This is a genomic window from Nocardiopsis sp. NPDC057823 (assembly GCF_042797335.1).
Lineage (GTDB): Bacteria > Actinomycetota > Actinomycetes > Streptosporangiales > Streptosporangiaceae > Nocardiopsis > Nocardiopsis changdeensis.
Genome location: NZ_JBHVLR010000014.1, coordinates 47248 through 71823, shown reverse-complemented (window position 1 = coordinate 71823; position 24576 = coordinate 47248). Strand labels below are relative to the sequence as shown.

The following is a 24576-nucleotide window of genomic DNA, read 5'->3' as shown; positions in this document are numbered from 1 at the left end:
CGGGACGGGGCCTCGCCGCAGGTCGCAGGAGTGCGCGGGCGCGCGCCGTCATTCCGTGACGGGGTCCGTTGCGGGCGCCCCGGCATCCCCGGCGGGCTCCGCGGCCTCCACGAGGGCGGCGAAGACCACGACGTTGTCCGTGTAGTGGCCGGTGGCGGCGTCGAAGTCACCGCCGCACGTGATGAGCCGCAGCTCGGGGCGCTCGGTGTCCCCGTAGACCTCCTCCGTCGGGAAGTCGTCCTTGGCGTGGCGTTCCACGGCGTAGACGGCGAAGTCCACCACGGTGCCGTCGGCGCGTTCGACCGAGACGGTGTCCTGCTCCCGCAGCCCGTCCAGCCGGTGGAAGACGGCCGGCCCGGTGGGGGAGTCCAGGTGGCCCGCCAGCACAGCGGGCCCCTCCTGGCCGGGCGCGGCACCCAGTGAGTACCATCCGACGGCGTCCCACTCCTCCGGTGCCTCGAGGCGGCGGTCGTGGCTCAGGCCGAGTTCCACCATGTGCGAGGTGCGCAGGCCGATCGCCGGAGCGGCCAGGGACATCGGAGCCGACCTCCCCAGCACCGCGGGGGCCTCGGCCTGCGCCGATGCGCCCGCCCGGACCGGGGCCTCGGGGGCCGGCGCGCCCACTTCGAAGGACGGCGGGGGAGGGGCGAAGGTCTGGCCCAGCCCCACCGTCAGGAGCGCGACACCGATCCCCGCGTACGCCGCCGTGACCGCCGCGGCGCTGGAATCGCCGCGGCGGTCGGGTCGCGTGTGGCGGCCCATCAGCCTTCGTGTCCCGGCCTGCGGGCCACGACGATCCCGCCCACCGCGGCCGCGACGAGGACGCCGCCCGCGGTGATCAGCCAGAAGTCGGAGCCGCCGTCGGCGGTCCCCCCGGCCCCGGTGTCGACACCGCCGACCGGGGTCTCCTCGTCCCCGCTCGGCTCCTCCTCGGTCGTGTCGTCGGGCTCCTCCGAGGCGTCATCAGCGGTCTCGTCCGTGGTGTCGTCGGAGGTCTCCTCCGTGCCGTCGTCCTCGGTGCCGTCGGACTCCCCGCCCATGTCGTCGCCCTCCTCACAACCGATGCCGTCCTCGTCGGCGTCGAAGTTGTGCGGGTCCCCCGGGCTGACCTCGAAGTTGCGCTCGGTGACGTCCGGGCAGTCCACATCCGGCCCCGTCGGCGGGACCGGGTCCTCCGCGAAGGCCGGCGCGGCGGTGCCCAGGGCGAGTGCGGTGCCGAAGACCAGGGTCGCGGCAGCGGCCGTGGCGGTACGCGTCATGTCCATGTGTTCCCCTTGTGCTCCTGAGGGGCCCGACGTCGTGCGCCTCGTGCGCACCGGCCCCCGATTCAGCTTTCGAATCCGACATAAAGCAACAATCCGGGGGAAACTGCTTTTGCCCGTGGTGCTGAAAGGCCAAACTTTGTCGACATTCCCGGGGGCTTCATTTCCGGTGATCACGCCCCTTGAATGGGCGATGGGGGACCGGACGCCGACTTTCACGGTTCGGCCGTTCACCGTGAAAGAAGCGGATGCGAAAGGCCGGTGCCGGGGAAGCACGACACCGGAGCGGTCCACCGCCCGGCGGTGCGAACCGGTGCGGGGCCGTTCCGCCGATGCCGTGTGGATGTGCAGCGGATTCCCGCGCGTCATCCGGACGGCGGGGGACCCGCGTACGCCGCCGTGACCGCCGCGGAGCGGTACTCCCACGGACCGGCGGGTGCGAGGGCCCGGCCCGGTTCAGGTCCAGGCGCGCTCGTCGAAGACGGGCCGGTAGTCCCGGGCCCATTCCTCCATCGTGGTGGCCGGGCGCCCCAGCAGCTCGGGCAGCGTCGTGGTGAAGGTGTCGTTCCTGTTCCACCGGGTGAGCGTGTACACGATCGCCATGAAACCCACCGTGTCCCAGGACACGCCCCGCCGGAGCAGGCGCGCGGCGAAGCGGAACGGGTCCGGCCGCGTGTAGCGGACCGGCCGGTCCAAGGCCGTCGAGAGCACCGCGGCCACCTCGTCCATGTCCAGGCCCCAGGGGCCGGTCAGGGTCAGCGTGCGCCCCGCGTGAGCGGCCGGGTCCTGGAGGACGATGCGGACGGCCTCGGCCACGTCCCGGGCGTCGAGGAAGACGGTCCGTCCCCGCCCGGCGGGGACGAACAGCTCCCCGCGCTCGACGATGTCCACCCCGTGCGTGGACACGGCCCGGCACAGGTTCTGCATGAAGAACCCGCAGCGCAGGATGGTGTACCCGACGCCGCTGGCCCGCAGGTGGGCCTCGACGCGGTTGTGCGGCACGATCGGCCCGGCCTGGGCGCCGGGCACCGAGACGTAGACGATGTGGCCCACGCCCGCGGCGACGGCGGCGTCGATGAAGGGCACCATCCGGGTGCGTACGGTGCGCGGGCTCGGCAGCGGGAACAGCAGGAACAGCGACGTCGCCCCGTCCAGTACGGCCGGCCAGGTCGACCGGTCGTCGTAGTCGAAGGCCACGGCGGGCACGTCCCGGCCCAGGCGGGCGCGCAGCCGCTCGGGCGAGTGGGCGGCGACGCGGTACGGCGGCGGATCCTCCTGTGCGCTCAGGAGGTTCAGCAGTTCCGTGCCGATGTTGCCCGTGGGGCCGGTCAGGACGATCATGGCACCACACTAGCCGGAGTGAGCGCTCACTCCGACTAGGATGGGGGCATGGACACGCCGCCCCCCAGGTCCCGGGCACCACAGATGGACCGGGACGCACGCCGGGAGATGATCGTCGCCCGCACCATCGACCTGCTCGTCGAACACGGCCGCCCGGCCACCACCCGTGAGATCGCCGCGGCCGCAGGCATCGGGGAGGGGACGATCTTCCGGGTCTTCGCCGACAAGGACGAACTGCTCCGGGAATGCCTGCTGGAGGCCATGCGCATGCGCGAGGCCACCGCCCGGATCGCGCAGACCGACCCCACGGGCGCCCTGGAGGAGCGCCTCGTCCAGGCCCTGTCCGTCATGCAGGACCACATCGCCCGGGTCGGGACCGTCGCCGCCGTCCTGGGGACCCACGTGCCCAAGGGCCCCTCCGCCGACCGCGACGCGGCCTTCTCCGCCGCGCGCGACGCGCTGGCCCGCCTGATGGAATCCGAGCGCGGAAGGCTGTCGCGCCCCCCGGAACAGATCTCCGCACTCCTGATCGGCCTGCTGTTCGAGCGCTCCTTCGGCCCCGCCGCGGCCATGGACCTGTCGGTGCCGGACCTGGTCTCCATCGTGCTGCACGGCACCCTCACCCCGGAACCGGGAGAGGACACCTGAGCGCCGCCTCACCGCCGCCGGTGCGCGCCACCACGGCGGCCGCGGCCGCGCGGGCGGTCCCCGCCCTCCAGCACGCGCCGGTCGGCGTCATCACCGGGTTCGCCCGGCCCCGCGTACCTGACACCAGCCGGGGCCGGTGAGCACCTTCCACCCGGAGAGGATCCGGCGGGGACGCAGAACCCGTTTCGGTGAGACCGAGTCCAGGGCGGAAGTTTCCTCTGTCCCTTTTCCGGCCTGTCCCGACCATCCCTCATGACCGTCTGTGGTCGGCGCGGTGCCCTCGGGAACGGCGGCGGGTACGGCTCTCTCGGGCCGGGCCACGTGGCCGGAGCCCGACGAGCACACCACCCTGGAGGGCCCTTGCTGAACCGGATCGCGCCACCGCCCCAGCAGTCCCCGAGAGGGAGGGGCTGAGGCCGTGTTCATCAGCGCACGCTCCTTCGAGGAGTACCGGGCCATGTTCGCCCTCACCGAGCACGACCTCTTCCTGCGGATCCTGGACTGCCCCGGCGGCGCGGCCGGCTTCGTGGCGGAGGCCGGGGCCCGCGGGGTGGACGCCGTGGCCGTGGACCCCCAGTACGGGGACGACCGCGGTCGACTGGGCGAACTGGCGCTGCGGGAGATCGAGCACAGGCACACCGAACTGGTCGACGGCGGCGCCGACTTCGTGTGGACCTGGTTCGAGGGCCCCGAGCAGTACACGCGGATGCGCTCGGAGGCGGCGCGCGCGTTCGCCCGCGACATCGCGGCCAGGCCGGACCGCTACGTCGAGGGCTCTCTTCCCCACCTGCCCTTCCCCGATCGCTCCTTCGACCTGGTGCTCAGTTCCCATCTGCTGTTCTCCTACGGGGAGCAGATGGACGAGGACTTCCACCGCGACGCCCTGCTGGAGCTGGTGCGACTGTCCCGGTGGCAGGTGCGCCTGTACCCGCTGTTCCTGCACACGCGCTTCCGGCGCTACCCGGCGCTGGAGGAGATGCGGGAGGCCCTGGCCGGGTACGGGATCGCCTCGCGGGTGGAGCCGGTGGACTACGCCTTCGACCCCGGAGACCAGGAGATGCTGGTCCTGGAGTGCGCCGACCGCGGGGCTCTGCCCGCCCGGGAGCCGGATCCCGACGCGGCCCGGCGCCATCACGACCCGGTGCGGTGGCGCCACCTGGGCGCCGACTCGGAGCGAACGGCCCCGTCCGAGGCGTAGACGGTCCCGGCGCGCGGCCAGGACGTGCAGACGACCGGAGGCCGCCGCCGAACCCTGCGGCGGCCCTCCGGCCCCGCCCCGGGCCCCGGCTAGGCGGATGTTGTGCTCCAGGGGCTCTCGCCGATGATGTCGAGAACCACGTCGTAGGGGCCGTGGTCGGTGACGGCCCTGTGCAGGATGGGGCCGGGAATGTAGGCGGTGGCCAGCCAGGGCGGGGCGGCGTCGGGGTCGGCGTCCACGACGGGGGCGGTGTAGAGTCCGCCGACCTTGCGGGCGGCGGCCACCTCGGTGGCTAACCGGTGCCGGAACTCGGGGTCCTGGGCCAGATCGGGGCGCACGACCTTGACCGCGACGGTGCGCCCGCCGGGGGAGTGGCCCAGGTACACCTGGCCCATCCCGCCGCCGCCCAGGCGCGCGTGCAGGGTGTAGGGGCCGATACGGGCGGGGTCGCCGGGCAGGAGGGGGTCGGGCATGGCACTGCTTCCAAGGGGACAGGTCCGGTCCAGAACCGATGTTCCCGGCGAACCCGTCCCTCATGCCCTTTTCGGGGGCGGTCCGAGTACGCCGAAAGGGGTCATGGCCTGTCCCGGCCACCGGGGGCCGTCCACCGCCGACGCGGGATAGGCCGTACCGGGAGCGGGCGCACCGGACGCCCCGGGGGAGGAGAATCCCATGCATAGATCCAGGGGCGGCGGCCCGTCGGCGGGCACGCGGGTGCCGTGGGATCCGCTCGACCCGGTCCCGGCTCCCGAGCCGGAGCCGGAGGCGGAGAAGCCCGGTACCGAGCGCAAGCCCGCTTGAGGCCACGCCCCCTTCAAGGCGGCCTCCGTGCAACCCCCGGTTGCGCGGGGGCCGTGCGCGTATCCGGATCGATCGGTCCCGGAGGCCCGCCCCCGGTTGGCGGTGCCCGCACGTCGGGGCAGCGAAAACCAATGGCCCTGCGCCCTGGCTTGGCCGATCATTCCTGAATGGTCGATCGACACTTCTCCGAGCCGGACCTGGCCGATCTGTACGACTACTTCAACCCCTGGGGCTCCACACCCCAGGACGATTTCTACCTCGATCTGGTCCTGCGGTCCCGTGCGGTGCTGGACGTGGGCTGCGGGACGGGCAAGATCCAGCGGGTGGCCCGCGAACGCGGGCACACCGGGCGCCTGGTGGGCCTGGACCCGGCCGCGGCGATGCTGGAGGTCGGCCGCCGCGACCGCGGGGACGTCGAGTGGATCCACGGCGACCTGCTCGCCGGCCCCTACGACGACCCCGGCCACGGCCCGTTCACCGAGGCGTTCGACCTGGTGATGATGTCCGGGCACGCCTTCCAGGTGTTCACCTCCGACGAGGAGCTGCACGCCGTGCTGGCCGCGGTGCGTCGGGCGCTGGTGCCGGGGGGACGGTTCGCCTTCGAGACCCGCAACCCCGCGGTCCGGGGCTGGGAGGCATGGACCCCCGAGCGGGTGCGCACCGTGCAGGGCCCCGGCGGGCGCCGGGCCACCTCCGTGCACCGGCTGCGGGAGGTGCGCGGCGACCTGGTGACCTTCACTTCGGACTACCGCCTGGAGGATTGGGCCGAGCCCGTGGTCAGCCGCAGCACCCTGCGGTTCCTGGACGCCGGGACCCTGGACCGCTTCCTGGCACGGGCCGGGCTCGTCGTGGACGAGCGGTACGGCTACTGGGACCGCACCCCGCTAACCGCGACCAGCACGGAGATCATCACCCTCGCCCGCCCTGCCTGATCCGCGCCGTTCGTGTGGCCGGAAGGCATGTCCTGCTCCTTCTGGTGGTGGGGTCTACTCGAACAGGAGTGGGCTCCATCGGAGCGGAGAACGACGAAGATGCCTGACCTGGGACCTTCGCCACCAGCGTCATGACCTGCCCGGCCCCGGGCAATAGGCGCGAGTGCCGCCAGGGGGAGCGGCGCCGGCGGTGAGGGGGCGCGTCGCCTCAGTCGGCCGCGGTGGCTTTTCGGACGCAGTCGCGGAGCAGGGCGCGGCGCTGGTCGTGTACGTCATCGGCTTCCCGACTGCTGGCCGCGTACACGTTGCTGACCGGCGACCAGGCCATGGACATGGCGATGACCATGGCCATGATGTCGAACGGGTCGCCCGCGCGGACCCGCCCGGCGGCCTGGGCCTCGGCGATGGCCGTGAGCTTGCGGTCGTCGTAGTGCTGGTGCATCTCGACGAGGTGCCCGGTGGGCCGGCGCTCCAGTCGTGTCCAGGTCGCCAGCCGGATGAGGTCGGGGCGGCGCAGGTATTCGTCGTACAGACGGACGGCCCACTCCGCCAGATCGTCGGCGTCGATGGGCACGACGTTGGTGATGCGCTCCAGTGAGTCGAGGAGGATCGCGTCGAAGAGTCGCTCCTTGTCGCCGAAGTAGGCGTAGAGCTGGGCCTTATTGGTGCGCGCCGCCGCCACGATGCGCTCGATGCGCGCCCCGGCGATGCCGTACTGGGCGAACTCTTCCGTGGCGGCGTCCAGGATGCGCTGGTAGGTCGCGGCGCCTCGCGAGGTCTGCGGTCGTTCCGGCATGCCCGCAGCCTACCAAACAGAACAGTTGGTTTGCCTCGGTGTGTGGTCGCCCCTAGGCTGAAACAGACAGAACGGTCTGTTTAAGGAGAGACGCATGCGGACGACCGACGGATGGCGGGCGACCGGCCCGACCGAGCTGCGGCGTGTCCGGCTGGAGCGCCGTGACCTGCGCCCGGACGACATCGCGGTGCGGGTCGACTACTGCGGCGTGTGCCACAGCGACCTGCACGCCCTGGGCACCCACGACCGGCATGCGGAAGCGCCCCTGGTCCCCGGCCACGAATTCACCGGCGTCGTGGCCGGAACCGGCTCCGAAGTGACCGCCTTCTCGGTCGGCGACCGCGTCGCCGTGGGCAACATCGTCGACTCCTGCGGCGAGTGCGCCATGTGCGAAGCCGGACAGGAGAACTTCTGCCGCTCCTTCCCGACCTTGACCTACGGCGGGACCGACCGGCGGGACGGGTCGACCACCCTGGGCGGCTACTCCCGCGAGTACGTCGTGCGCGACGCCTTCGCCCACCCGCTCCCCGCCGGGTTCGACCCGGCCGCGGCCGCCCCGCTGATGTGCGCCGGCGTCACCGTCTGGGAACCCCTGCGCTCCCTCGGCGTGGGCCCCGGCAGCCGCGTCGCCGTGGCCGGCCTCGGCGGCCTGGGCCACCTCGCGGTCAAGATGGCCGTGGCACTGGGGGCCACCACGACCGTCATCAGCCGTACCCAGGACAAGCGCGACGACGCCCGGGAGCTCGGGGCCCACGACCTCATCGCCTCCACCGACCCCCGACAGATGGCCGCCGCCCGCGACACCTTCGACGTCCTCATCGACACCATCTCCGCCCCGCACGACCTCGCCCCGTATCTGAAACTGGTGGCGATGGACGGCACCCTCAGCCTTCTCGGGTACCTGGGCCCCGTCACCGTCGAGACCACGGACCTGCTCATCGGCCGCAAGAAGCTCGGTTCCGCGGGCAGCGGAGGCCGCCCGGCGACAGCCGAGATGCTCCGATTCTGCGCCGACCACGGCATCACCGCCGACATCGAGATACTCCCGTCGTCACAGGTGAACACGGCCCTCGACCGCCTCCGGCGAAACGACGTCCGCTACCGCTTCGTGCTCGACATGTCCGACCTGGACTGAAGGGGCGGTGGGCCGGGCCGTGCCGTGCGGTCCGGACGACGGCCCGCGTACGGCCCGGCACCCCGTCCTCTCACCGTGGCGGCCGAACCACCGGCATCCCCGGCTTCCGGCACTGATCTTGTGGCGCGGTAACGGTCGGTCACCCGTGTGGAGCTTGGGGTCGCTTCTCCCAGACCGGTTCGGGCGGAAGGCCGCGCTCCCTGCGCGCGCGGTCGGTCACTTCCTGGATGAACGCGGTCTTCGCTTCGGTGTACTCGCCCGGGGCGGTGATGGTGGCCGCGAGTCTGCGCTTCAGGTCCGCATAGCGTGCCGCCTCCTCCGGGTGGGAGCGCAGGTGGTCACGGAGGATCCTCTGGTTGCGGGTGGGCCAGCTCGCCCGGGTGACGACGTGCAGGATGTGCGTGCGCACCCCGTCGGGTGCGCGCATGTAGAGCAGCCGGTCGGTCATGCCGTTCTCGTGCGGGGTGAAGCCGAGACGGGCCAGGGCGGGCTCGTGGTCGCGGACCTCCCGCAGGGATGCGGTGGCCGCCATCAGGTCGATGACGGGTTTGGCCGCGAGCCCCGGAACGGAGGTGGACCCGATGTGCTCGATCTCCGTGAACAGCCCGGGGCCGGCCTCCTGGAGTTCGGCGATGGCGGCAGAAGCCATATCGGGCCAGCGCGGGTCGTAGTCGGCGATCGCTATCGCGGCGGGTGTCATGGAGAACAGGCTGCCAGCGCCCCGTCTCCCGTGTGGGGAGTTGTCCTCTTGCCGCTCGACGACTCAGAGGGGGTGAAGGTCCCGAGGGCACGAGTGGTCGGAGGTCCTCGGCCGAATGTCCGCCTCTTGCGCACCGGGATTCGCACGCGGCCCAGGAACACCTGGCCCGTACCGCCGCCTGAGCGTGCGTGGGGTCGCCGGGCAGGAGGGGGTTGGGCATGGCACCGCTTCCAAGGGGGGCGGGTCCGGTCCAGAACCGATGTTCCCGGCGAACCCGTCCCTCATGTCCTTTTCGGGGGCGGGCCGAGTACGCCGAAAGAGACCATGGCCTGTCCCGGCCAGGTCGGTCTGTCCGCCGTCGGCGCGGGGTAGGCCGCACCGGGAGCGGGCGCATGCGACGCCCGCCGGGAAGGAGACCCCCGTGCACAGATCCAGGGGCGGAGGCCCGTCGGCGGGCACGCGGATGCCATGGGACCCGCTCGACCCGGTCCCGGCTCCCGAGCCGGAACCGGAGGCGGACAAGCCCGGCATCGAGCGCAAGCCCGCCTGAGGCCACGCCGGGATCACCCAGGCCCCGCGCGCCGCGCGAGGCCTGGGGGCGTGTCGGGTGTCGGCGCGGGAATAGACCCCCCATGACCGCACACCCCCTTCGCGCCCCCGCGGCGGCCCTGGCCCTGACGGCCGCACTGACCGCCTGTGGCGCACAACAGACCCCCGCGCCCGAACCGGAGACTGCACAGTCGCCCTCACCCTCTCCCACCGGCCCCTCGGAGGAGGAGCTGCAGCAACAGGAGATCGACACCGTCTCGGCGTGTGTCCACGGCCACCTGGCCGAACGTGCCTACACGATGGCCGAGGGGAGCGCGGAGGAGGACGAGTCCGGCGCGGACGGCGGTGACCTGGCGGAGGCCTTGCTGGCCGTCGGCCACAGCTACGCCGCGTCGGCCCAGGCGTTCCTGGACACGGCGCTGCCCGAGGCCGGTGAGGCGGTGGCCGACCAGACCGACAGCGAGGGCCTGGTCATCGCGCTGACCCAGTGGTGCGTCGACACCGGGGTCATCGACGCCGAGGGCGAGCCGATCGACCCGCCACCGGGGTACGAGCCCCCCGACGACACCGAGTGAGCCCCGGTGTCGGAACCGGGGTTCGAGCAGGGGGCGAGGCCGGCAGGAGCAGGGGCCGGCGCTATGACCTTCCGCGAGGCCGTCGGGGCTCGGGACCCGTTCGACCCCCTGTCGTCGCCCGCCCCGGCCCCCGAGCCGGATCGGGAGGAGGAGAAGCCGGGCACCGAGCGCAAGCCGGGCTGACACCGCACGCCCCAGGCCCCGCGTTCCCGCCTCCAAGATCCCCCGATCCCTACAGCGGTAGAAGGCACTGACCCGCCAGGGGCTGGGGCCCACGTCCTGCACCGGCCTGGAGGCCGCGGACGTGGGCCCGCTCGCGGGTGCCCGCGCCCTCGAAGCATTCGCGCTCCTCCGGATCGGCCTCGCCATGACCGGCCAGGCCTCTCGTACCAGCGGTCCTGTCCGCCGCTCGGGAGCAGCGGCGCCGGGAGAATGCCGGCGGAGCACTCCCGGCACTGTTCACCGGTCACGGCGCGCCGCCCGCTCTCGATGACGCCCCGTGGCCGAGGGCCCTCCTCCACCGGGACCGGCCCCTGCCCGAGCCCCGCGGCGCCGTGACCGTCTCCACGCACGGGGAGGACGCACCCCTCACGATCACCAACGCGGTCGCCGGCACCCCGCCAGGGCGTATCGGTCACGGGTACGCTGGCGCACCATCCGAACGCGCACGCACCCGACCGGTCATGAACCTCTTTCGCCTTTCGCGCATCTGATGTCGTTGTCCGTCCGGGAGACGGACACCCCGGTTCCCAGACCTTGCCACCCCCTCCAACGCAAGGAGCAACTGTGAGATCCCCGATCGCGGACCGCTACCGCCTCGACGAGGTCATCGCCGCAGGCGGTATGGGAACGGTCTGGCGAGGCCACGACACCCGGCTGAACCGCCCGGTCGCGGTCAAGCTTCTGAGGGATACCACCGCCGCGGACACCGAGGGCGCGCGCAGGCGGTTCGAGCACGAGGCCATGGCCGCGGCCAGGCTCCAGGGCCCCGGCTTCGCGGCCGTGTACGACCACGGCGAGGCCGTCGCCGATGGGGAGAAGATCGCCTACCTGGTGATGGAACTGGTCGAGGGGGCGTCACTGTCCACGCTGGTCGGGGGCGGGGAGCCGCTCGCGCCCGAGCGGGCGATGGAGATCGTCGCCGCGGTCGCCGACACCCTCCAGGTCGTCCACGGCGCGGGGATCATCCACCGCGACATCAAACCCGGCAACGTCCTCGTCACCCAGGACGGGGAGGTCAAGCTCGTCGACTTCGGCATCGCCCGGATCAACGACGTGACCTCGCTGACGTCCACCGGTGTCGCGCTGGGAACGCTCTCCTACGCCTCCCCCGAACAGCTCAACATGCGTGGACTCACCCACGCCACCGATATCTACTCCCTCGGCGCGGTCGCCTACCAGTGCCTGGCCGGGAAGCCGCCCTTCGACTCCAACGACCACGCCGCCGTCATCGCGGCCCACCTGACCGCCGAACCGCCCCCGCTTCCCGACCGGGTCCCGGCTCCGATCCGGCACGTGGTCCTCAGAGCGCTCGAGAAGGATCCGCGGGACCGGTGGGCCTCGGCGGAGGAGTTCGCCACGGCCTGCCGGGACGCCGCCGCCGGGGACCCGACGGTGCTGAGCCGGCGCGCCCCCGGCAGGGGTCGGAAGGGGCACGGAATGTGGTCCTGGCGAGGCGGGTTCGTGGCGGCCGCCGTGGCCGCCCTGCTGCTCCTGACCACGGCACTGGCCTGGTCCCCGCTGACGGGGGGCGACGACCCCTCGGCCGTCGCGGACGGGGGCGGCACCGTCGCGGCCACCGGGACCGACGACGACCCGACCGGTGGCGGGCCGTCGGATCCCGACCCGAGCGGCGATGCGCGGGAGACGCCCGGCGAGTCGGCCTCCCCCGCGGACGGCGGGGAGGCGTCGGCGGAAGGTACGTCGGGCGGGGCCGACGATGAGTCGGACGACGGCTCCGGGGAGGAGCCGGACGGCTCCGGCGGCGGGGGTGGAGAGGAAGGGGACACCTCTGGTTCCGGCGGCGGGGGAGGCACCGCCGGTTCGGGGGGCGGGGGTGGCGGCGGAGGCGGTTCGGGCTCGACCGACGGCACGGTCCCCGCCGTCGTCGGGATGTCGACGAGCGAGGCCAAGAGCGCCCTCCAGGCGAGCGGCTTCACGAACATCCAGGGCACGGCCGGCTACGGTCCCCCCAGCGGCGAGGGCAGGTTCATCCCCGAGTCGTGCGAGGTGCTGAGGCAGTCCCCTGAACCCGGTACGACCCTGGACAAGAGCGAACCGGTGCAGCTGACCTACTACTACGTGGGCAGCAACTGCGGCTTCCCTCCCTCCTACAACTGACGGACCCCGGCCGGGTGCCGACGGCGGCCCGGACGGTCCGGTGCACGTCGAATCCGTTGGACGGACCGCTCCACCCGGGGTGATGAGGTGTGGGCGCGTTGCCGGAACACGGCCACGGACTCCTCCTCGTCGGTCGGGATCTCCGAGTAGGCCGACCGGGCGTGGTCGTCCACGGCGTTGTGCGGGTAGGCGTACCCGGCCCCGGAGAGGTGTCCGCCCCTGGGCACGTCCCGGGGTCTTGTGTCCGCCTCGGTTCTTCTTTGAGAATCCCTCCGAGTGTCAGGAGCCCCTGGCATGCTGCTCGCCGGGTGATCCTGACGCGAACGGAGTCCTGTCATGGGATGGATCCACGACGCCTGGTACCTGCCCGCCCGCGAGCACGAGGGCGGCATCGAACCCGCTGCCGACCCCGGGGCCGCGGCCACCGGGTGGCGGGTCGCCTGCACCTGCGGATGGCGCTCGGAGACGGTGCGCGCGGACCGCTCCGCCCCCGGCTCCGCGGAGGAGGGTTCTGCCCGAGCCGAGTGGCGCGGGCACGTCGAGGCGGCCGTTCCCGAGCTGCACCTGCGCGCCCTGGCCGGGCGCGCCGCCATGTCGGCGGCCGCGGTCGAAGCCGAGGTGCGGGTGCTGCGCATGCGCGGAGTGTCCTGGGAGCGCATCGGTGCCGCCACCGGGATGGCCCGCCAGAGCGCCTGGGAGAAGTGGCGTCACCTGGAGCCGGCCGAGCGTGAGCGCGTCGGCGCCGATACCCGCCCACCTGAGGAGGCGTTCCTGCCCGCCCTCCAGGAGCTGAAGGCGCTGGCGGGCCCGCACCTGCTGTGTCAGGACGTCGACCCGGCGGTGGCCGCGGTGGAGAACGCCGCCATCGGACTGCGGCGTCTGCTGGCCCCCGCGGGCCCCGAGGACACCGACGACGCCGTGGCCCGCTTGGATCGGGCCGCCGACTACGCCCGCGCCGTCCACGCCGACATGGTGGACGACGTCCAGGCCTTCACCGACGCCCTGGCCGAGGAGACCGCCGACCCCGACCTGATCAGCGTGGAGCGGGCGACCGTGGCCGCCTACGATCCCGCCACCGACGACACCCACGTGTTGGACGTGCGCTGGGAGGGCGGCCTGAACCGCCCCACCACCCTGCGCGTCGGTGATCGCGCGCTCACCGACCCCATCGAGATCCAGCGGGTCGCGCACGCCCTGGCGGTGCTGGCCGAGGCCGCCGCGAACACCGTCCACCCCGAGTGACCCCCGGCAGGGAACGCACCGGGTGGTCGGGCGCAGGGCCCTGGCCGCAGTCGCAGCTGCTGGGACTCTGAGCCGGGGTGCGGGAAGTCGCGCTGTCGCGCATTGCGGTCTTTCCCGGTGGCCCGGGGCCGGTCGCGGTCGCCTTCACCCCGAAGTCGACCTGGGGGTTGGAGAGCCTGGAACGGATGTCGGCCTTCTGTCCGGACCGTGGTCATGGGCCTTCGTTCAGAGGCGAACACCCTGCTTCAGGATGACGGGGCAGGTCACAGGGGTTTTGGGTCGGCTGACGGCGGGGCCGAAAGGTAGTGCCCTGGTGGGCTCCCCGGGGCGGGCCGGGAGGGGCGGGTGTCCAATTTCGGGGGTGGGGTGGCTTCTTTCCCGGGTGGAAGGTTTTTCTGCTGGAGGGAGGGGGCGGTATGGGGGAGTCGGGGCGGGTGCGGCGGTGCCGGCACGGGGTGCGGCTGCAGGCGGTCGGCGAGCGCGGGGAGGCCGGGGCCGGGCGGTGGAGCGGACCGTGTCGGCAGGCCGGAGCGGACACGGTGACGGATGCCGGGATGGTGGAGCGGCGGGAGCTGGTGGAGGGGCTGCGGGCGCTGGCGCGTTTCCTGGAGGCGGATCCCCGGCTGCCGGTGGGTCAGGCGGCGCGGGTGGAGTTGTCGTATTTCCCCGAGGGGTGCGACGGGCGCCAGGAGGACGAGGTGCTCCGGCTGGCGCGGCGGATGGGGACGCCCGCCGACTGGGAGGGGGCGCTGTTCGTGACCGAGAAGCGGTTCGGATAGGTGGCCTACCGGGTGGTGTCGATCCCTCGGGCGATGGGGGAGAGGGAGGGCCCGACCGGCTGGTGAGGGAACAGAGGAAGGTGTGCTCTGGGCCGTGTACGGTCCGGGGCGTTCCGGTTCCGGGGCACTCGGGCGAGGATCATCGGGAAACCGCTGAGGGGAGGGATGGCCGCCGACGGTGGGCCGATGCCGCCCGGTCGGCGGCGGGCAGAGGCCGCGGGTTCCCTCGTGGGCTCTCACGGGAGCCGCTCCGGGGCGCCTTCGGCGGCATACCGCCGCCCGGGAGGCCGAACGGTCACCGCGGGTAGAGTCGGCGGCGTTCGAGGGATCACCGATGCCGAGGGTTCGGGAGATGAGGATTCGTTGTCGGAGCACCCGGACCCGCGGTACGCCGCACGCATGGCCGCCTACGGGACCGTGTCCACACACCTGGCGCTGCTGAGCGACCGCAGGCTCGGTGAAGCCGTGGCCGCGGCCGCGCCCCTCGGGTCCGGGATCGGGGGCAGGTCGGCGGAGCTGGAGGTCGCCGGGTCCCGCGTCTTCGTCAAGCGCGTCCCCCTGACGGACCTGGAGCTGCGGCCGGAGAACGCGCGGTCCACGGCGAACCTCTTCGGGCTGCCACTGTTCTACCAGTACGGAGTGGGCTCGGCCGGATTCGGGGCCTGGCGCGAGCTGGCCGTCCACACGATGACCACCGGCTGGGTCCTGGGGAACGAGTACGGAGGCTTCCCGCTGATGTACCACTGGCGGGTCCTGCCGGACTCCCCGCCGCAGGGGTTCGCCGACGAGTTCGGGGGCATCGACGGGGCGGTCGCGCACTGGGAGGGCTCGCCGGCCGTGCGCGGGCGCCTGGAGGCCGTCGGCCGGTCCTCCTCCAGCCTGGTGCTGTTCCTGGAACACGTGCCGCGAACACTCGCCGCGTGGCTGGGCGAGCGCCGCCAGGACGCGCCGGAGGGCGGGGACGGCTCGCCGTACGCGTGGGCGGAGGAGGAGCTGGCCCGCGGAGCGGACTTCATGGGCTCCCGCGGACTCGTCCACTTCGACGCCCACTTCGACAACCTCCTGACCGACGGCCGGGCGGTCTACTTCGCGGACTTCGGCCTCGCCCTGAGCTCAGGGTTCGAGCTCTCGCGGGAGGAGGCCGGGTTCCTCGCCGACCACCTCTCCTACGACCGCTGCTACACGGTGGGCCACCTGCTCCGCCATCACCTGCCCGACGGTGTGCGCGGCGGCGCGGAGCACGGGGCGTTCCTGCGCGACTGGATCGCGGGGGCGAGGCCCGAGGGGGTCCCGCCCGCGATCGCCGGGGTCATCGACCGGAACGCCCGGGCCGCCCTCGTGCTCGACGGGTTCCACCGCAGGCTGCTCACGGTGAGCAAGCGGACGCCCTATCCGGCCGCCGACATCGAGCGGGTCAGGCCGGGTCCCCGTCCGGCGGGGTAGGGCCGGGCGCGCGCCCGGGAGCCGTGGCGGCCGCCGGAGGGAACGCCCCGAAATCCCCTAGGCTGGGCGGCGCCCCCGCCCCCTTTGCGAAACACGGTGCCATGAACACCCCGCCCCCCATCGACACCTCACAGGCCCACTCCGCCAGGATCTGGAACTACTGGCTGGGCGGCAAGGACAACTACCCGGCCGACCGCGAGGCCGGGGACCGGATCGTCGCGGTCCTGCCCGAGATCGTCGACATCGCCGTCGCCACCCGTGCCGTCCTGGTCCGCATGGTCACCCACCTGGTCCGGGAGGCGGGCATCGGCCAGTTCCTGGACATCGGGACCGGGCTGCCCACCGCGAACAACACCCACGAGGTCGCCCAGCGGGAGGACCCGGCCGCCCGGGTCGTCTACGTCGACAACGACCCCCTGGTCCTGACCCACGCGCGCGCCCTGCTCACCGGCACCCCCGAGGGGGCCACCGACTACATCCACGCCGACCTGCGCGACCCGGACACGATCCTGGACCGGGCGGCCCGCACCCTGGACCTGAAGCGCCCGGTCGCGATCACCCTGTTCGGGGTGCTGCCGTTCGTGGGGGACGACGCCGAGGCGAAGCGGATCATCGACCACCTGATGGGGGAGCTGCCCGCGGGCAGCCACCTGGCGATCGTGCACAGCACCAGCGCGGTGACCGGCGAGGCGATGGAGGAGGCGGTGCGCCGGTGGAACGAGGCGGGCTCGGCCGTCTACCACCTGCGCACCCCGGAGCGGATCCGCGCCCTGTTCGACGGACTGGAGCCGGTGGAGCCCGGGGTGGTCTCGTGCCCGCTGTGGCGGCCCGACCCCGTCGAGGTGGGCCGGGCCCGGGAGATGGACGAGTTCTGCGGGATGGCCCGCAAGGGGTGACCCGGGGCCGGGGCCGCCGGTGCCGGGCGCACCGGACCCGGGTCGGCGTTCGGAATCCCCGGATTCCGGGAACCGGAGGCGCCCCGGGGACGACGTACAGGGCGGGCACGGCGAATGTGCACCCCACGGGTCCCGCGGTCCCGTGGTGGGGACGGGGGAGGAGCGGAACGCGGGTCCCGCTCCGGCCCCCGGTCCCGTCGCCGTCCCGTCGGTCGGGCGGCCCACCGGTCGTCCCCGGTCGTGCCGCGGCGGTCACTCCGGTCACCGCCCGGTGCCACCGGGGAGGGACTCCCGGTCCGGTGCGGTCCCCCGGCAGGGGGTGTTCGGGCGGCGCGGCCTCCGAGCACCCCCTTCTCCCGTGCCCGGCCTCCCGGGACGGATACCTGTGGCCGGAGCGGGACGGAGCCCCCCGGACGGCAGGGTGTTTTGGCATCATCGACGCTGACGACCGGACGAACACCCCCTCACCCGGAAGCGGTGCCATGCCCGACCCCCTGTACGACGGCGATCCCGCCCGGATCGGCCCCTACACGCTGCGGGCGCGCCTGGGCGGCGGCGGGATGGGCCGGGTGTTCCTGGGGACCTCGCCCGGCGGGTACCCGGTGGCGGTCAAGGTGGTCCGCCCCGAGCTGGCCGAGGACGCCGGCTTCCGGCGCCGGTTCGCCGCCGAGGTGGCCGCCGCCCGCAAGGTCGGCGGACTCTACACCGCCCCCGTCGTGGACGCCGCCACCGACGCCGACCCGCCGTGGATGGCCACCGCCTACATCCCCGGCCCCTCCCTGGACCGGGCCGTGCACGAGCAGGGGCCGCTGCCGCCGGAGGCGGTCGCCGCGCTGGGCGCCGGCCTGGCCGAGGGCCTGTCGGCGGTGCACGCCCAGGGGGTGGTGCACCGCGACCTCAAACCGGGCAACGTGCTGCTGGCCGAGGACGGTCCGCGGCTGATCGACTTCGGGATCGCCCGAGCCTTGGACTCCACCTCCCACACCCACTCCTCCGCCGTGTTGGGGACCGCGGCGTTCATGTCGCCCGAGCAGGCGCGTGCCCAGGAGGTCGGCCCGGCCTCGGACGTGTTCTCCCTGGGGTGCGTGCTCGCCTTCGCGGCCACCGGCGCCAGCCCGTTCGGGGACGGCCCGGTGCACGCGGTCGTCTTCCGCATCGTGTACGAGGAACCGGACCTGTCCGCCCTGCCCGGGCCCCTGGCCGCTCTGGTCGCCGACTGCCTGGCCAAGGACCCCGCCGCCCGCCCCGGCCTGGACCGCGTACTGTCCGCCCTGGCCCCGCGGGCACCGGACGCGGGGCCGCGCGCTGCGGGCCGGTGGCCGGACGGGGACCTGACCGAGGCCATCACCCGGCACCGGACCCGGCTGGTGACCGTGGCCCGGACGAGGGCGGACCCGGACGGGTCCGCGGAGGACGCCCTCCTGGCCCTGATCGCCCTGCCCGAGGACCGGGTGCGGATGTTCGTGCTGCTGGGCTCGGCCCCCGGCCCCGACATCTCCACCGGGGCGGCCGCGGCCCTGGCCGGGTTCCCGGCCGACGAGCTCTCGCGGGCGGAGGAGGTGCTGCGGGACCTGGCCGCGGCGCACCTGCTCACCGAGCGGACCGGCGGCCGCTGGTCCATGGACCCCGCGTTCGCCGACCGCGCCCGCACCCTTGCCCTCCGGCCCGGAACCGACGCGGAGGAAGGGGAGGGGGACGCCCGGGAGCGGGCCCTGGACCGGCTCCTGGACTTCTACACCACACGGGCCTATGCCGCGGACGCGCACGTCCGCGCCACGGACGGCGGCGCTCCGGCCGAGGTGTTCGCGGACCGCGAGGCGGCGGTGGCGTGGCTGGACGCCGAGCGGGAGAACATGGCCGCCGCCGTGCGCACCGCCCACGACACCGGACGCGCCTCCACCGCCGTCGACCTGTCCGGCGCCCTGGCCGCATACCTGTACGTGCAGGAGCGGTTCGAAGAGGCCGTCACCGTGTACACCCTGGCCCGGGAGGCCGCGCACCGGGCCGACGATGGCCACGGCGAGGCGTGGGCGTGCAACAGCCTCGGCATGACGTTGGGCGAGGTGCGCCGGTTCGATGAGGCGGTGGACGCCTACACCCGCGCACGCGACCTCTACCGACAGCTCGACGACACCTACAACGAGGGCCGGGCGTGCCTCCGGCTCGGCTCGGCGCTGCGCGAGGTGCGCCGGTTCGAGGAGGCCGTGGACGCCTGCACCCGTGCGTGCGACCTCTGCCGACGGTCCGGCGACACCGACGGGGAGGCCGTCGCGTGGAACAACCTCGGCAAAGCCCTGAGGGGGGTCTTCCGGTTCGATGAGGCGGTCGACGCCCACACCCGTGCCCGCGACCTCTACCAACAGCTCGGTGACACCTACAACGAGGCCGTGGCCTGGAACGACCTGGGCCTGGCGCTGTACGACGCGCACCGGTTCGACGAGGCGGGCGGCGCCCACACCCGGGCGCGCGACCTCTACCGGTGGATCGGCGATACCGTCGGCGAAGCCGACGGATGGGACTTCCTCGGTTCGGCGCTGCGCATGGTGCGCCGGTTCGGGGAGGCGGTCGAGGCGCACACGCGTGCCCGTGACCTCTGCGAACGGCTCGGCGATACGCGGGGCGAGGCCAGGGCTTGGAACAACCTCGGCAACGTCCTTCAGGACACCTTCGCGGCGGGGGAGGCGGTCGACGCCCACACGCGCGCCCGCGATCTTTACCAGGGGCTCGGTAACACACAGGGCGAGGCTCTGGCGTGGAACAACCTCGGTTCGTCGTTGCGCGAGGCACGCCGGTTCAAGGAGTCGATCGACGCCCATACCCGGGCACGCGACCTCTACCGGCAGGTCGGGGATGAAGCGGGTGAGGCCCTGGCCTGGACGAACCTCGGTTCGTCCTTGGACGAGATGTACCGGTTCAAGGAGGCGATCGACGCTCACACTCAGGCCCGTGAGCTCTCCGAGCGGCTCGGCGACGGCCGGGGGGAGATCCTGGCGTGGAACCGACTCGGCCTCGCACTGCGCGAGGCGCGCCGGTTCGATGAGGCCCTGGACGCTCACACCCGGGCCCGTGAGCTCTCCGAGCGGCTCGGCGACACCAAGCAAGAGGCCGACGCGCGGAACAACCTCGGCAACGTCCTGTTCAGCATGCGACGGTTACCGGAGGCCGCCGACGCCTACACCGGGGCGCGCGACCTCTACCAGCGGCTCGGGCACACCCACGGCGAGGCCCTGGCCTGGAACAACCTCGGCCTGGTGCTGCGCAGATCGGACCGGCTCGACGAGGCGGAGGACGCCTACACCCGCGCACGCGACCTCTCCCGACGGTCGGGCGACATCCACAGCGAAGCCCAGGCCTGGGAGGGCCTCGGTGACACCTGGCGGGTGACCCGGCGCAGGGACGAGGCCCGCCACGCCTACGCGCAGGCGGTCCGGGGCTACCAGGCCACGGGGGACGCCCGGCGGCTCCGCGGGCTCAAACTGTTCCTGTTCCTGCGCGGGCCGCGGTAGGGGCACCGGCCGGGCAGGGGCGGCCGGTGCTCACGGGCGGGGCAGGGCCACCGGGGCGGTCCACAGGCCGGCGAGGGCGTCGGCCAGCCCGGACGCCGCCCGCTGCCAGGAGTCGTGCGCCGTGTGCGCCCCCTCGGCCAGGGCGCGCTCCCGCTCGGCGATCATGTGGACCATGAGGATGCGGACCATCTCCTGGCGCTCCTCGCGGACCTCCTCGGGCAGGTCGGGCAGGCACCGGAGCAGCTCCCGGCCCGCGCGGGCCAGGGAGGCGGAGTCCAGGGCCTCCAGCGCCATGATGTCGCGGTAGGCGGGATCGGCCATGACCTGGGCGCTGAACCGCCCGAACCAGGAGGGGACGCCCAGGTCCGCCAGGTGCTGGGCGAAGGGCGCCACCATGCAGGCGATCCAGTCCCGGACGTCGTCGGAGCCCTCGGCCCGCAGCACCATGTGGCGGCGGATCTCCTCGATCCGGTCGGTGTGCCTGCGCACGATGGCGCGCACCAGGCCCTCCCGGGAGCCGAAGTGGTAGGTGACCGCCGTGTTGTTCCCCTGCCCGGCCTCCTGGCCGATCTGGCGGTTGGAGACGCCGGAGATCCCGTGCTCGGCGAAGAGCCGCTCCGCCGCCGCCAGGATCGCCTCGCGTGTCGTGACGACACGTTCCGACCTCGTCCGCCTCTCGCTCATGGGGACCACCGTACCGATCCCGTCCGGCAGGCCCGTTCCAGCGGTCGGCGGCGCGGTCCGGGGCCCGGAACGGGGCGCGGTCGGCCCGGACGGTGACGCTGACCACACCGCGATCGCTCCGGCCCAGCTGACGGCACTACCACGGCCCCTCCCCTCCTCCGTGTCCGGTCGAAAGGGGATCCGGTCCGGTACACACTGTTATCTTAAGTCAGGCGACTGACTTAAAAGTCGGTATCGGTGCACGTCAGGAGACGAGGGTCCCCTCATGGGCGGTGTCCGCGCCCGGGCGCCCGCCGGGCCGCCGCGCGTACGGCCCGGACCGGTCGTCCCGGTCCCGTCCGTCGGCGGGGCCGGTGGTCCGCTCACGCGGGCCCGGGCATCCAGCCCGTCCCCCTGCCGACCGAGCCACAGGGGGCCGCCGTCGCCGACACCGCCAGGGCGGTCGCCGCCACCCTGTCCGTCCGCCCCTACCGCCCCCGCTGCCCGTACCGCCGAGGACCGCTGAGCCCGGCCCCGGCGCATCCCCCTCCCGCCCGCCCCGGACCCGAGCCGGGGCGCGACCCCTGGGCGCCGCACCCGACCGGCGCCACAGAGAGACCGAGAGGAAACCGCATGCCGGCCACGGACCACACCCCGGAGATCGACCTCGACGCGCTACGGGCCAGGTACGCCCGCGAGCGGGACCGCCGACTGCGCCCCGACGGCGCGGTCCGGTACCGCTCCGCCGCCGGAGAGTTCGGCTACTACGCCACCGACCCCTACACCCCGCGGAGGGAGCGCGAGCCCCTGACCGACACCGTGGAGGTGCTGGTCGTCGGCGGCGGGTTCGGCGGCCTCGTCACCGGCGCCCGGCTGCGCCAGGCGGGCGTGGAGTCGATCCGGATGACGGACGAGGCCGGAGACTTCGGCGGTACCTGGTACTGGAACCGCTACCCGGGCATCCACTGCGACATCGAGTCCTACTCCTACATGCCGCTCCTGGAGGAGGTCGGCTACGTACCGAAGTGGCGCTACGCCCCCGGCGAGGAGATCCGCCGCCACGCCGTGGCGATCGCCGAGACCTTCGACCTGTACCGCGACGCGCTGTTCCACACCCGGATCACCTCCCTGGACTGGGACGACCGGACACGGGAGTGGACGGTGGGGACCGACCGCGGGGACCGGATGCGCGCCCGGTTCGTCATCACCTCCTCCGGCACGCTGACCCGGCCCAAACTGCCGGGCATCCCCGGGATCGAGGACTTCGCGGGCCACACCTTCCACACCAGCCGCTGGGACTACGGCTACACCGGCGGCGACCAGGACGGCGACCTGGTCGGCCTGGCCGACAAGAGGGTCGCGGTCGTGGGCACCGGGGCCACCGGCGTGCAGGTCATCCCGCACCTCGCCCGCGACGCGGAGCACCTGTACGTGTTCCAGCGCACCCCCTCCACGGTGGACGTCCGCGACAACCGCCCCACCGACCCGGAGTGGGCGGCCTCCCTGCGGCCCGGCTGGCAGCGCGAGCGCATGGAGAACTTCCTCGCCGTCGTCTCCGGCGAGCCCGTGGAGACCGACCTGACCCGGGACGGCTGGACCGCCACCGCCCGGCTCCAGCGCAAGGTGGTCTCCGGAGCGCTGGACACGAGCGTCCCCCCGCAGGAGCGCGAGCGCCTCGACGAACTCGCCGACGCGCGCACGATGGACCGGATCCGGGCCCGTGTGGACGACATCGTCGACGACCCGGCTACCGCCGAGCTGCTCAAGCCCTGGTACCGGTACATGTGCAAGCGGCCCTGCTTCAGCGACCACTACCTCCAGACCTTCAACCGGCCCGACGTCACCCTGGTCGACACCGCCGACCACGGCGGCATCACCCGCATGACCCGGGACGCGGTCGTCGGCGACGCCGAGTACCCGGTCGACTGCGTCGTCTTCGCCACCGGGTTCGACGTGGGCGTCTCGGGGGTGCTGTCCGGCGCGCTCCCCGTGCGCGGCCGCGACGGCCGGGAGCTCCTCACCTCCTGGAGCCGCGGACCCGTGACCCTGCACGGCTTCTACAGCCCGGGCTTCCCCAACCTCTTCCACCTGGGGGCGCTGCAGAACGCCAACTCCGTGAACTTCGCCCACATCCTGCTGGAGCAGGCCGAGCACATTGCCGCCGTCGTCGCCGCGGCCCGCAAGGCCGGTGATGTGGTGGTCGAACCCTCCCCGGAGGCGGCCGAGGCGTGGGGGCGTGAGGTGCGCGAGACCGCCCACGACAACTCCGCGTTCCAGGCCGAGTGCACGCCCGGCTACTACAACCGCGAGGGCGCCGGCGTCCACGGCGGCACCTCCTACAGCCCCGGACCCGTGGCCTTCCACCGGCTGCTCGGACGGTGGCGTGAGGAGCGCCTCCACGAGGTCCTCAAGCCCGGGGACTGATCACCGGACGGGCCAGGGGTGCGGGGCCGTGCGCCGGCCCCGTGCCCCTGGCCCGCACCCCCGCACCTGTGGTCCGCACCTCGCGACGACCCTGACGAGCGTCACCGCCGTCGCCGCCCCCGCACGAGTGGTCCGCACTCGCGCCACCGAACGCACAGAGCAAGAAGAGGAAGAGAGCCCCCATGCAACAGCCCCCCTCCGCCGGGCGGCGCGCGGCGGCCGCCCGAGCGCTCGCGGCGCCCGTCCTGGCGGTCGTGGTGACGGCCTGCTCGGTCCCCGAGCCCCCGGACCCGGATCCCGCCCGGGCCCCGGCACCCGGGGCGGCGGCGCAGGTGACGGCCGAGCTCCTCACCCGGGTGACCTCCGTCCACGAGGAGACCGGGATGACCCTGCTGGAGGGGCCCGTCCTCGCCCCCGACGGAGGGCTGCTGGTCGTCGACGTCACCGCCCCCGAGGGGGAGCCGAAGGTGCTGCGGGTGGACACCGGCTCCGGCGAGGTGGAAACCGTCTTCACCGAGGGGGACGGCGCGTACACCTCCGCCCAGTTCAGCCCCTCCGACGGGCGGCTGTACCTGACCGACTTCGCGGGCGGGAGGATCGACAGCCTCACCGCCGACGGGAAGGACCACACGACCTTCTTCTCCGGCCAGGTCGACGGGGCGGTCATGCGGCCGGACGACCTCGCCTTCGACGAGGACGGGAACCTGTACGTCAGCGACTCCACCGGGTTCGACGGGCCGGTCTGGGAGGCCCGGGGCCGGGTGGTCCGGATCGACGGGGAGACGGCGGAGGCGACCGTCCTGGCCGGGGACCTGCCCGCGCCGAACGGCATCTCCTTCACCGAGGACTTCACCGGGCTGTGGGTGAGCCAGTACGCGGCGAACCGCGTCGACCACCTGGCGCTCGACGGGGACGGCACCGCCGTGGAGACGTCCCACACCGCCCTCCACTTCAATGGCGGTACGAGCCGGGTGGACTCCAACGCGGTCGACGCCGCCGGGAACCTCTACCAGGCCGTCCACGGCCGGCCGGGGATCCTCGTGTACAGCCCGCTCGGCGAGCACCTGGCGACGGTCGAGGTGCCCGCCGACGACGCCGAGGGCCTGGACTCGGCGACCAACATCGCCATCGCACCGGGGGAGACCGACGCCTACATAACGGTCAGCGGCCGGGACGGCGGGTTCGTCTACACCTTCGAGGCGCTCGCCGAGGGCATCCGCCAGTCCAACGGCGGCTGACCCCCGCCGCGGACGCGGGGGCGGGCCGGGCCCCTTCCGGTGGTCGGGGGCCAACCGCGGGTGGGCGGGGCGGCAGGTCCGCTCTCGCGACGCAGTGAGGGCGGAGAC

The 24576-nt window shown here is 73.4% G+C and carries 22 protein-coding genes; 15 read left to right on the top strand and 7 right to left on the bottom strand.

The window, feature by feature from the left end; translation table 11 throughout:
* Positions 1-48: 48 nt before the first annotated feature.
* The 3 genes from ACFVNO_RS21560 to ACFVNO_RS21550 all read right to left on the bottom strand — a co-directional run bounded on the left by ACFVNO_RS21560 (position 49) and on the right by ACFVNO_RS21550 (position 2603).
* The gene (locus tag ACFVNO_RS21560) at positions 49-762 is read right to left on the bottom strand and encodes a class F sortase (RefSeq protein WP_378895190.1); all 714 of its coding nucleotides are present in this window, start codon (positions 760-762) and stop codon (positions 49-51) included.
* Positions 762-1265: a hypothetical protein gene (locus ACFVNO_RS21555; protein WP_378895187.1), complete on the bottom strand. Its 504-nt coding sequence runs from the start codon at positions 1263-1265 to the stop codon at positions 762-764. Before ACFVNO_RS21555 ends, ACFVNO_RS21560 begins: the two co-directional genes overlap by 1 nt.
* Positions 1266-1718: 453 nt before the next feature.
* Positions 1719-2603, bottom strand: coding sequence for an NmrA family NAD(P)-binding protein (locus ACFVNO_RS21550; protein WP_378895184.1), 885 nt, complete (start codon positions 2601-2603; stop codon positions 1719-1721).
* 48 nt (positions 2604-2651) lie between these two features.
* Between ACFVNO_RS21550 and ACFVNO_RS21545 the strand changes: the two genes are divergently transcribed.
* Both ACFVNO_RS21545 and ACFVNO_RS21540 read left to right on the top strand, forming a co-directional pair.
* Entirely contained in the window at positions 2652-3251 is a 600-nt protein-coding gene (locus ACFVNO_RS21545; RefSeq protein ID WP_378895182.1) for a TetR/AcrR family transcriptional regulator, read from the top strand.
* 418 nt (positions 3252-3669) lie between these two features.
* Positions 3670-4449: a methyltransferase domain-containing protein gene (locus tag ACFVNO_RS21540; RefSeq protein ID WP_378895179.1), complete on the top strand. Its 780-nt coding sequence runs from the start codon at positions 3670-3672 to the stop codon at positions 4447-4449.
* Positions 4450-4538: 89 nt separating this feature from the next.
* On the opposite strand, the gene ACFVNO_RS21535 is transcribed toward ACFVNO_RS21540, so the two are convergent.
* Positions 4539-4922 (bottom strand): hypothetical protein, encoded by a 384-nt coding sequence (locus ACFVNO_RS21535; RefSeq protein WP_378895176.1) that lies wholly within the window; start codon positions 4920-4922, stop codon positions 4539-4541.
* Between the two features lie 199 nt (positions 4923-5121).
* On the opposite strand from ACFVNO_RS21535, the gene ACFVNO_RS21530 reads away from it, so the two are divergent.
* Both ACFVNO_RS21530 and ACFVNO_RS21525 read left to right on the top strand, forming a co-directional pair.
* Positions 5122-5250, top strand: a complete 129-nt coding sequence (locus ACFVNO_RS21530; RefSeq protein ID WP_378895173.1) for a hypothetical protein — start codon at positions 5122-5124, stop codon at positions 5248-5250.
* A 167-nt stretch (positions 5251-5417) separates the two neighbouring features.
* On the top strand, positions 5418-6182 hold the full coding sequence (locus tag ACFVNO_RS21525; RefSeq protein WP_378895169.1) for a class I SAM-dependent methyltransferase: 765 nt from the start codon (positions 5418-5420) through the stop codon (positions 6180-6182).
* 208 nt (positions 6183-6390) lie between these two features.
* Here ACFVNO_RS21525 and ACFVNO_RS21520 read toward each other — a convergent pair whose 3' ends face one another.
* Positions 6391-6978 carry a TetR family transcriptional regulator gene (locus tag ACFVNO_RS21520; RefSeq protein ID WP_378895166.1) on the bottom strand — a complete coding sequence of 196 codons (588 nt, stop codon included), beginning with the start codon at positions 6976-6978 and terminating at the stop codon, positions 6391-6393.
* A 94-nt stretch (positions 6979-7072) separates the two neighbouring features.
* Between ACFVNO_RS21520 and ACFVNO_RS21515 the strand changes: the two genes are divergently transcribed.
* Positions 7073-8113, top strand: a complete 1041-nt coding sequence (locus tag ACFVNO_RS21515; protein WP_378895163.1) for an NAD(P)-dependent alcohol dehydrogenase — start codon at positions 7073-7075, stop codon at positions 8111-8113.
* 139 nt (positions 8114-8252) lie between these two features.
* Here the strand turns inward: ACFVNO_RS21515 and ACFVNO_RS21510 are convergent, their stop codons facing one another.
* Positions 8253-8813 carry a GrpB family protein gene (locus tag ACFVNO_RS21510; protein WP_378895160.1) on the bottom strand — a complete coding sequence of 187 codons (561 nt, stop codon included), beginning with the start codon at positions 8811-8813 and terminating at the stop codon, positions 8253-8255.
* 421 nt (positions 8814-9234) lie between these two features.
* Between ACFVNO_RS21510 and ACFVNO_RS21505 the strand changes: the two genes are divergently transcribed.
* The 8 genes from ACFVNO_RS21505 to ACFVNO_RS21470 all read left to right on the top strand — a co-directional run bounded on the left by ACFVNO_RS21505 (position 9235) and on the right by ACFVNO_RS21470 (position 20143).
* Positions 9235-9363 (top strand): hypothetical protein, encoded by a 129-nt coding sequence (locus ACFVNO_RS21505; RefSeq protein ID WP_378895157.1) that lies wholly within the window; start codon positions 9235-9237, stop codon positions 9361-9363.
* An 82-nt stretch (positions 9364-9445) separates the two neighbouring features.
* Positions 9446-9937 (top strand): hypothetical protein, encoded by a 492-nt coding sequence (locus tag ACFVNO_RS21500; protein WP_378895154.1) that lies wholly within the window; start codon positions 9446-9448, stop codon positions 9935-9937.
* Positions 9938-10723: 786 nt separating this feature from the next.
* Positions 10724-12277: a serine/threonine protein kinase gene (locus tag ACFVNO_RS21495; RefSeq protein WP_355258996.1), complete on the top strand. Its 1554-nt coding sequence runs from the start codon at positions 10724-10726 to the stop codon at positions 12275-12277.
* Between the two features lie 336 nt (positions 12278-12613).
* Entirely contained in the window at positions 12614-13519 is a 906-nt protein-coding gene (locus ACFVNO_RS21490; protein ID WP_378895150.1) for a hypothetical protein, read from the top strand.
* Between the two features lie 416 nt (positions 13520-13935).
* A complete protein-coding gene (locus tag ACFVNO_RS21485) occupies positions 13936-14298 on the top strand; it encodes a hypothetical protein (protein WP_378895147.1) in 363 nt (120 codons plus the stop codon).
* Positions 14299-14661: 363 nt separating this feature from the next.
* Positions 14662-15741 carry a protein kinase family protein gene (locus ACFVNO_RS21480; protein WP_378895144.1) on the top strand — a complete coding sequence of 360 codons (1080 nt, stop codon included), beginning with the start codon at positions 14662-14664 and terminating at the stop codon, positions 15739-15741.
* Positions 15742-15842: 101 nt separating this feature from the next.
* A complete protein-coding gene (locus ACFVNO_RS21475; protein ID WP_378895141.1) occupies positions 15843-16637 on the top strand; it encodes an SAM-dependent methyltransferase in 795 nt (264 codons plus the stop codon).
* Between the two features lie 482 nt (positions 16638-17119).
* Entirely contained in the window at positions 17120-20143 is a 3024-nt protein-coding gene (locus ACFVNO_RS21470; protein ID WP_378895138.1) for a tetratricopeptide repeat protein, read from the top strand.
* Between the two features lie 30 nt (positions 20144-20173).
* On the opposite strand, the gene ACFVNO_RS21465 is transcribed toward ACFVNO_RS21470, so the two are convergent.
* Positions 20174-20827 carry a TetR/AcrR family transcriptional regulator gene (locus tag ACFVNO_RS21465; protein ID WP_220561727.1) on the bottom strand — a complete coding sequence of 218 codons (654 nt, stop codon included), beginning with the start codon at positions 20825-20827 and terminating at the stop codon, positions 20174-20176.
* A gap of 612 nt (positions 20828-21439) precedes the next feature.
* Between ACFVNO_RS21465 and ACFVNO_RS21460 the strand changes: the two genes are divergently transcribed.
* Positions 21440-23230: a flavin-containing monooxygenase gene (locus ACFVNO_RS21460; protein WP_378895134.1), complete on the top strand. Its 1791-nt coding sequence runs from the start codon at positions 21440-21442 to the stop codon at positions 23228-23230.
* Between the two features lie 182 nt (positions 23231-23412).
* Positions 23413-24468: an SMP-30/gluconolactonase/LRE family protein gene (locus ACFVNO_RS21455; RefSeq protein ID WP_378895131.1), complete on the top strand. Its 1056-nt coding sequence runs from the start codon at positions 23413-23415 to the stop codon at positions 24466-24468.
* Positions 24469-24576: the final 108 nt, after the last annotated feature.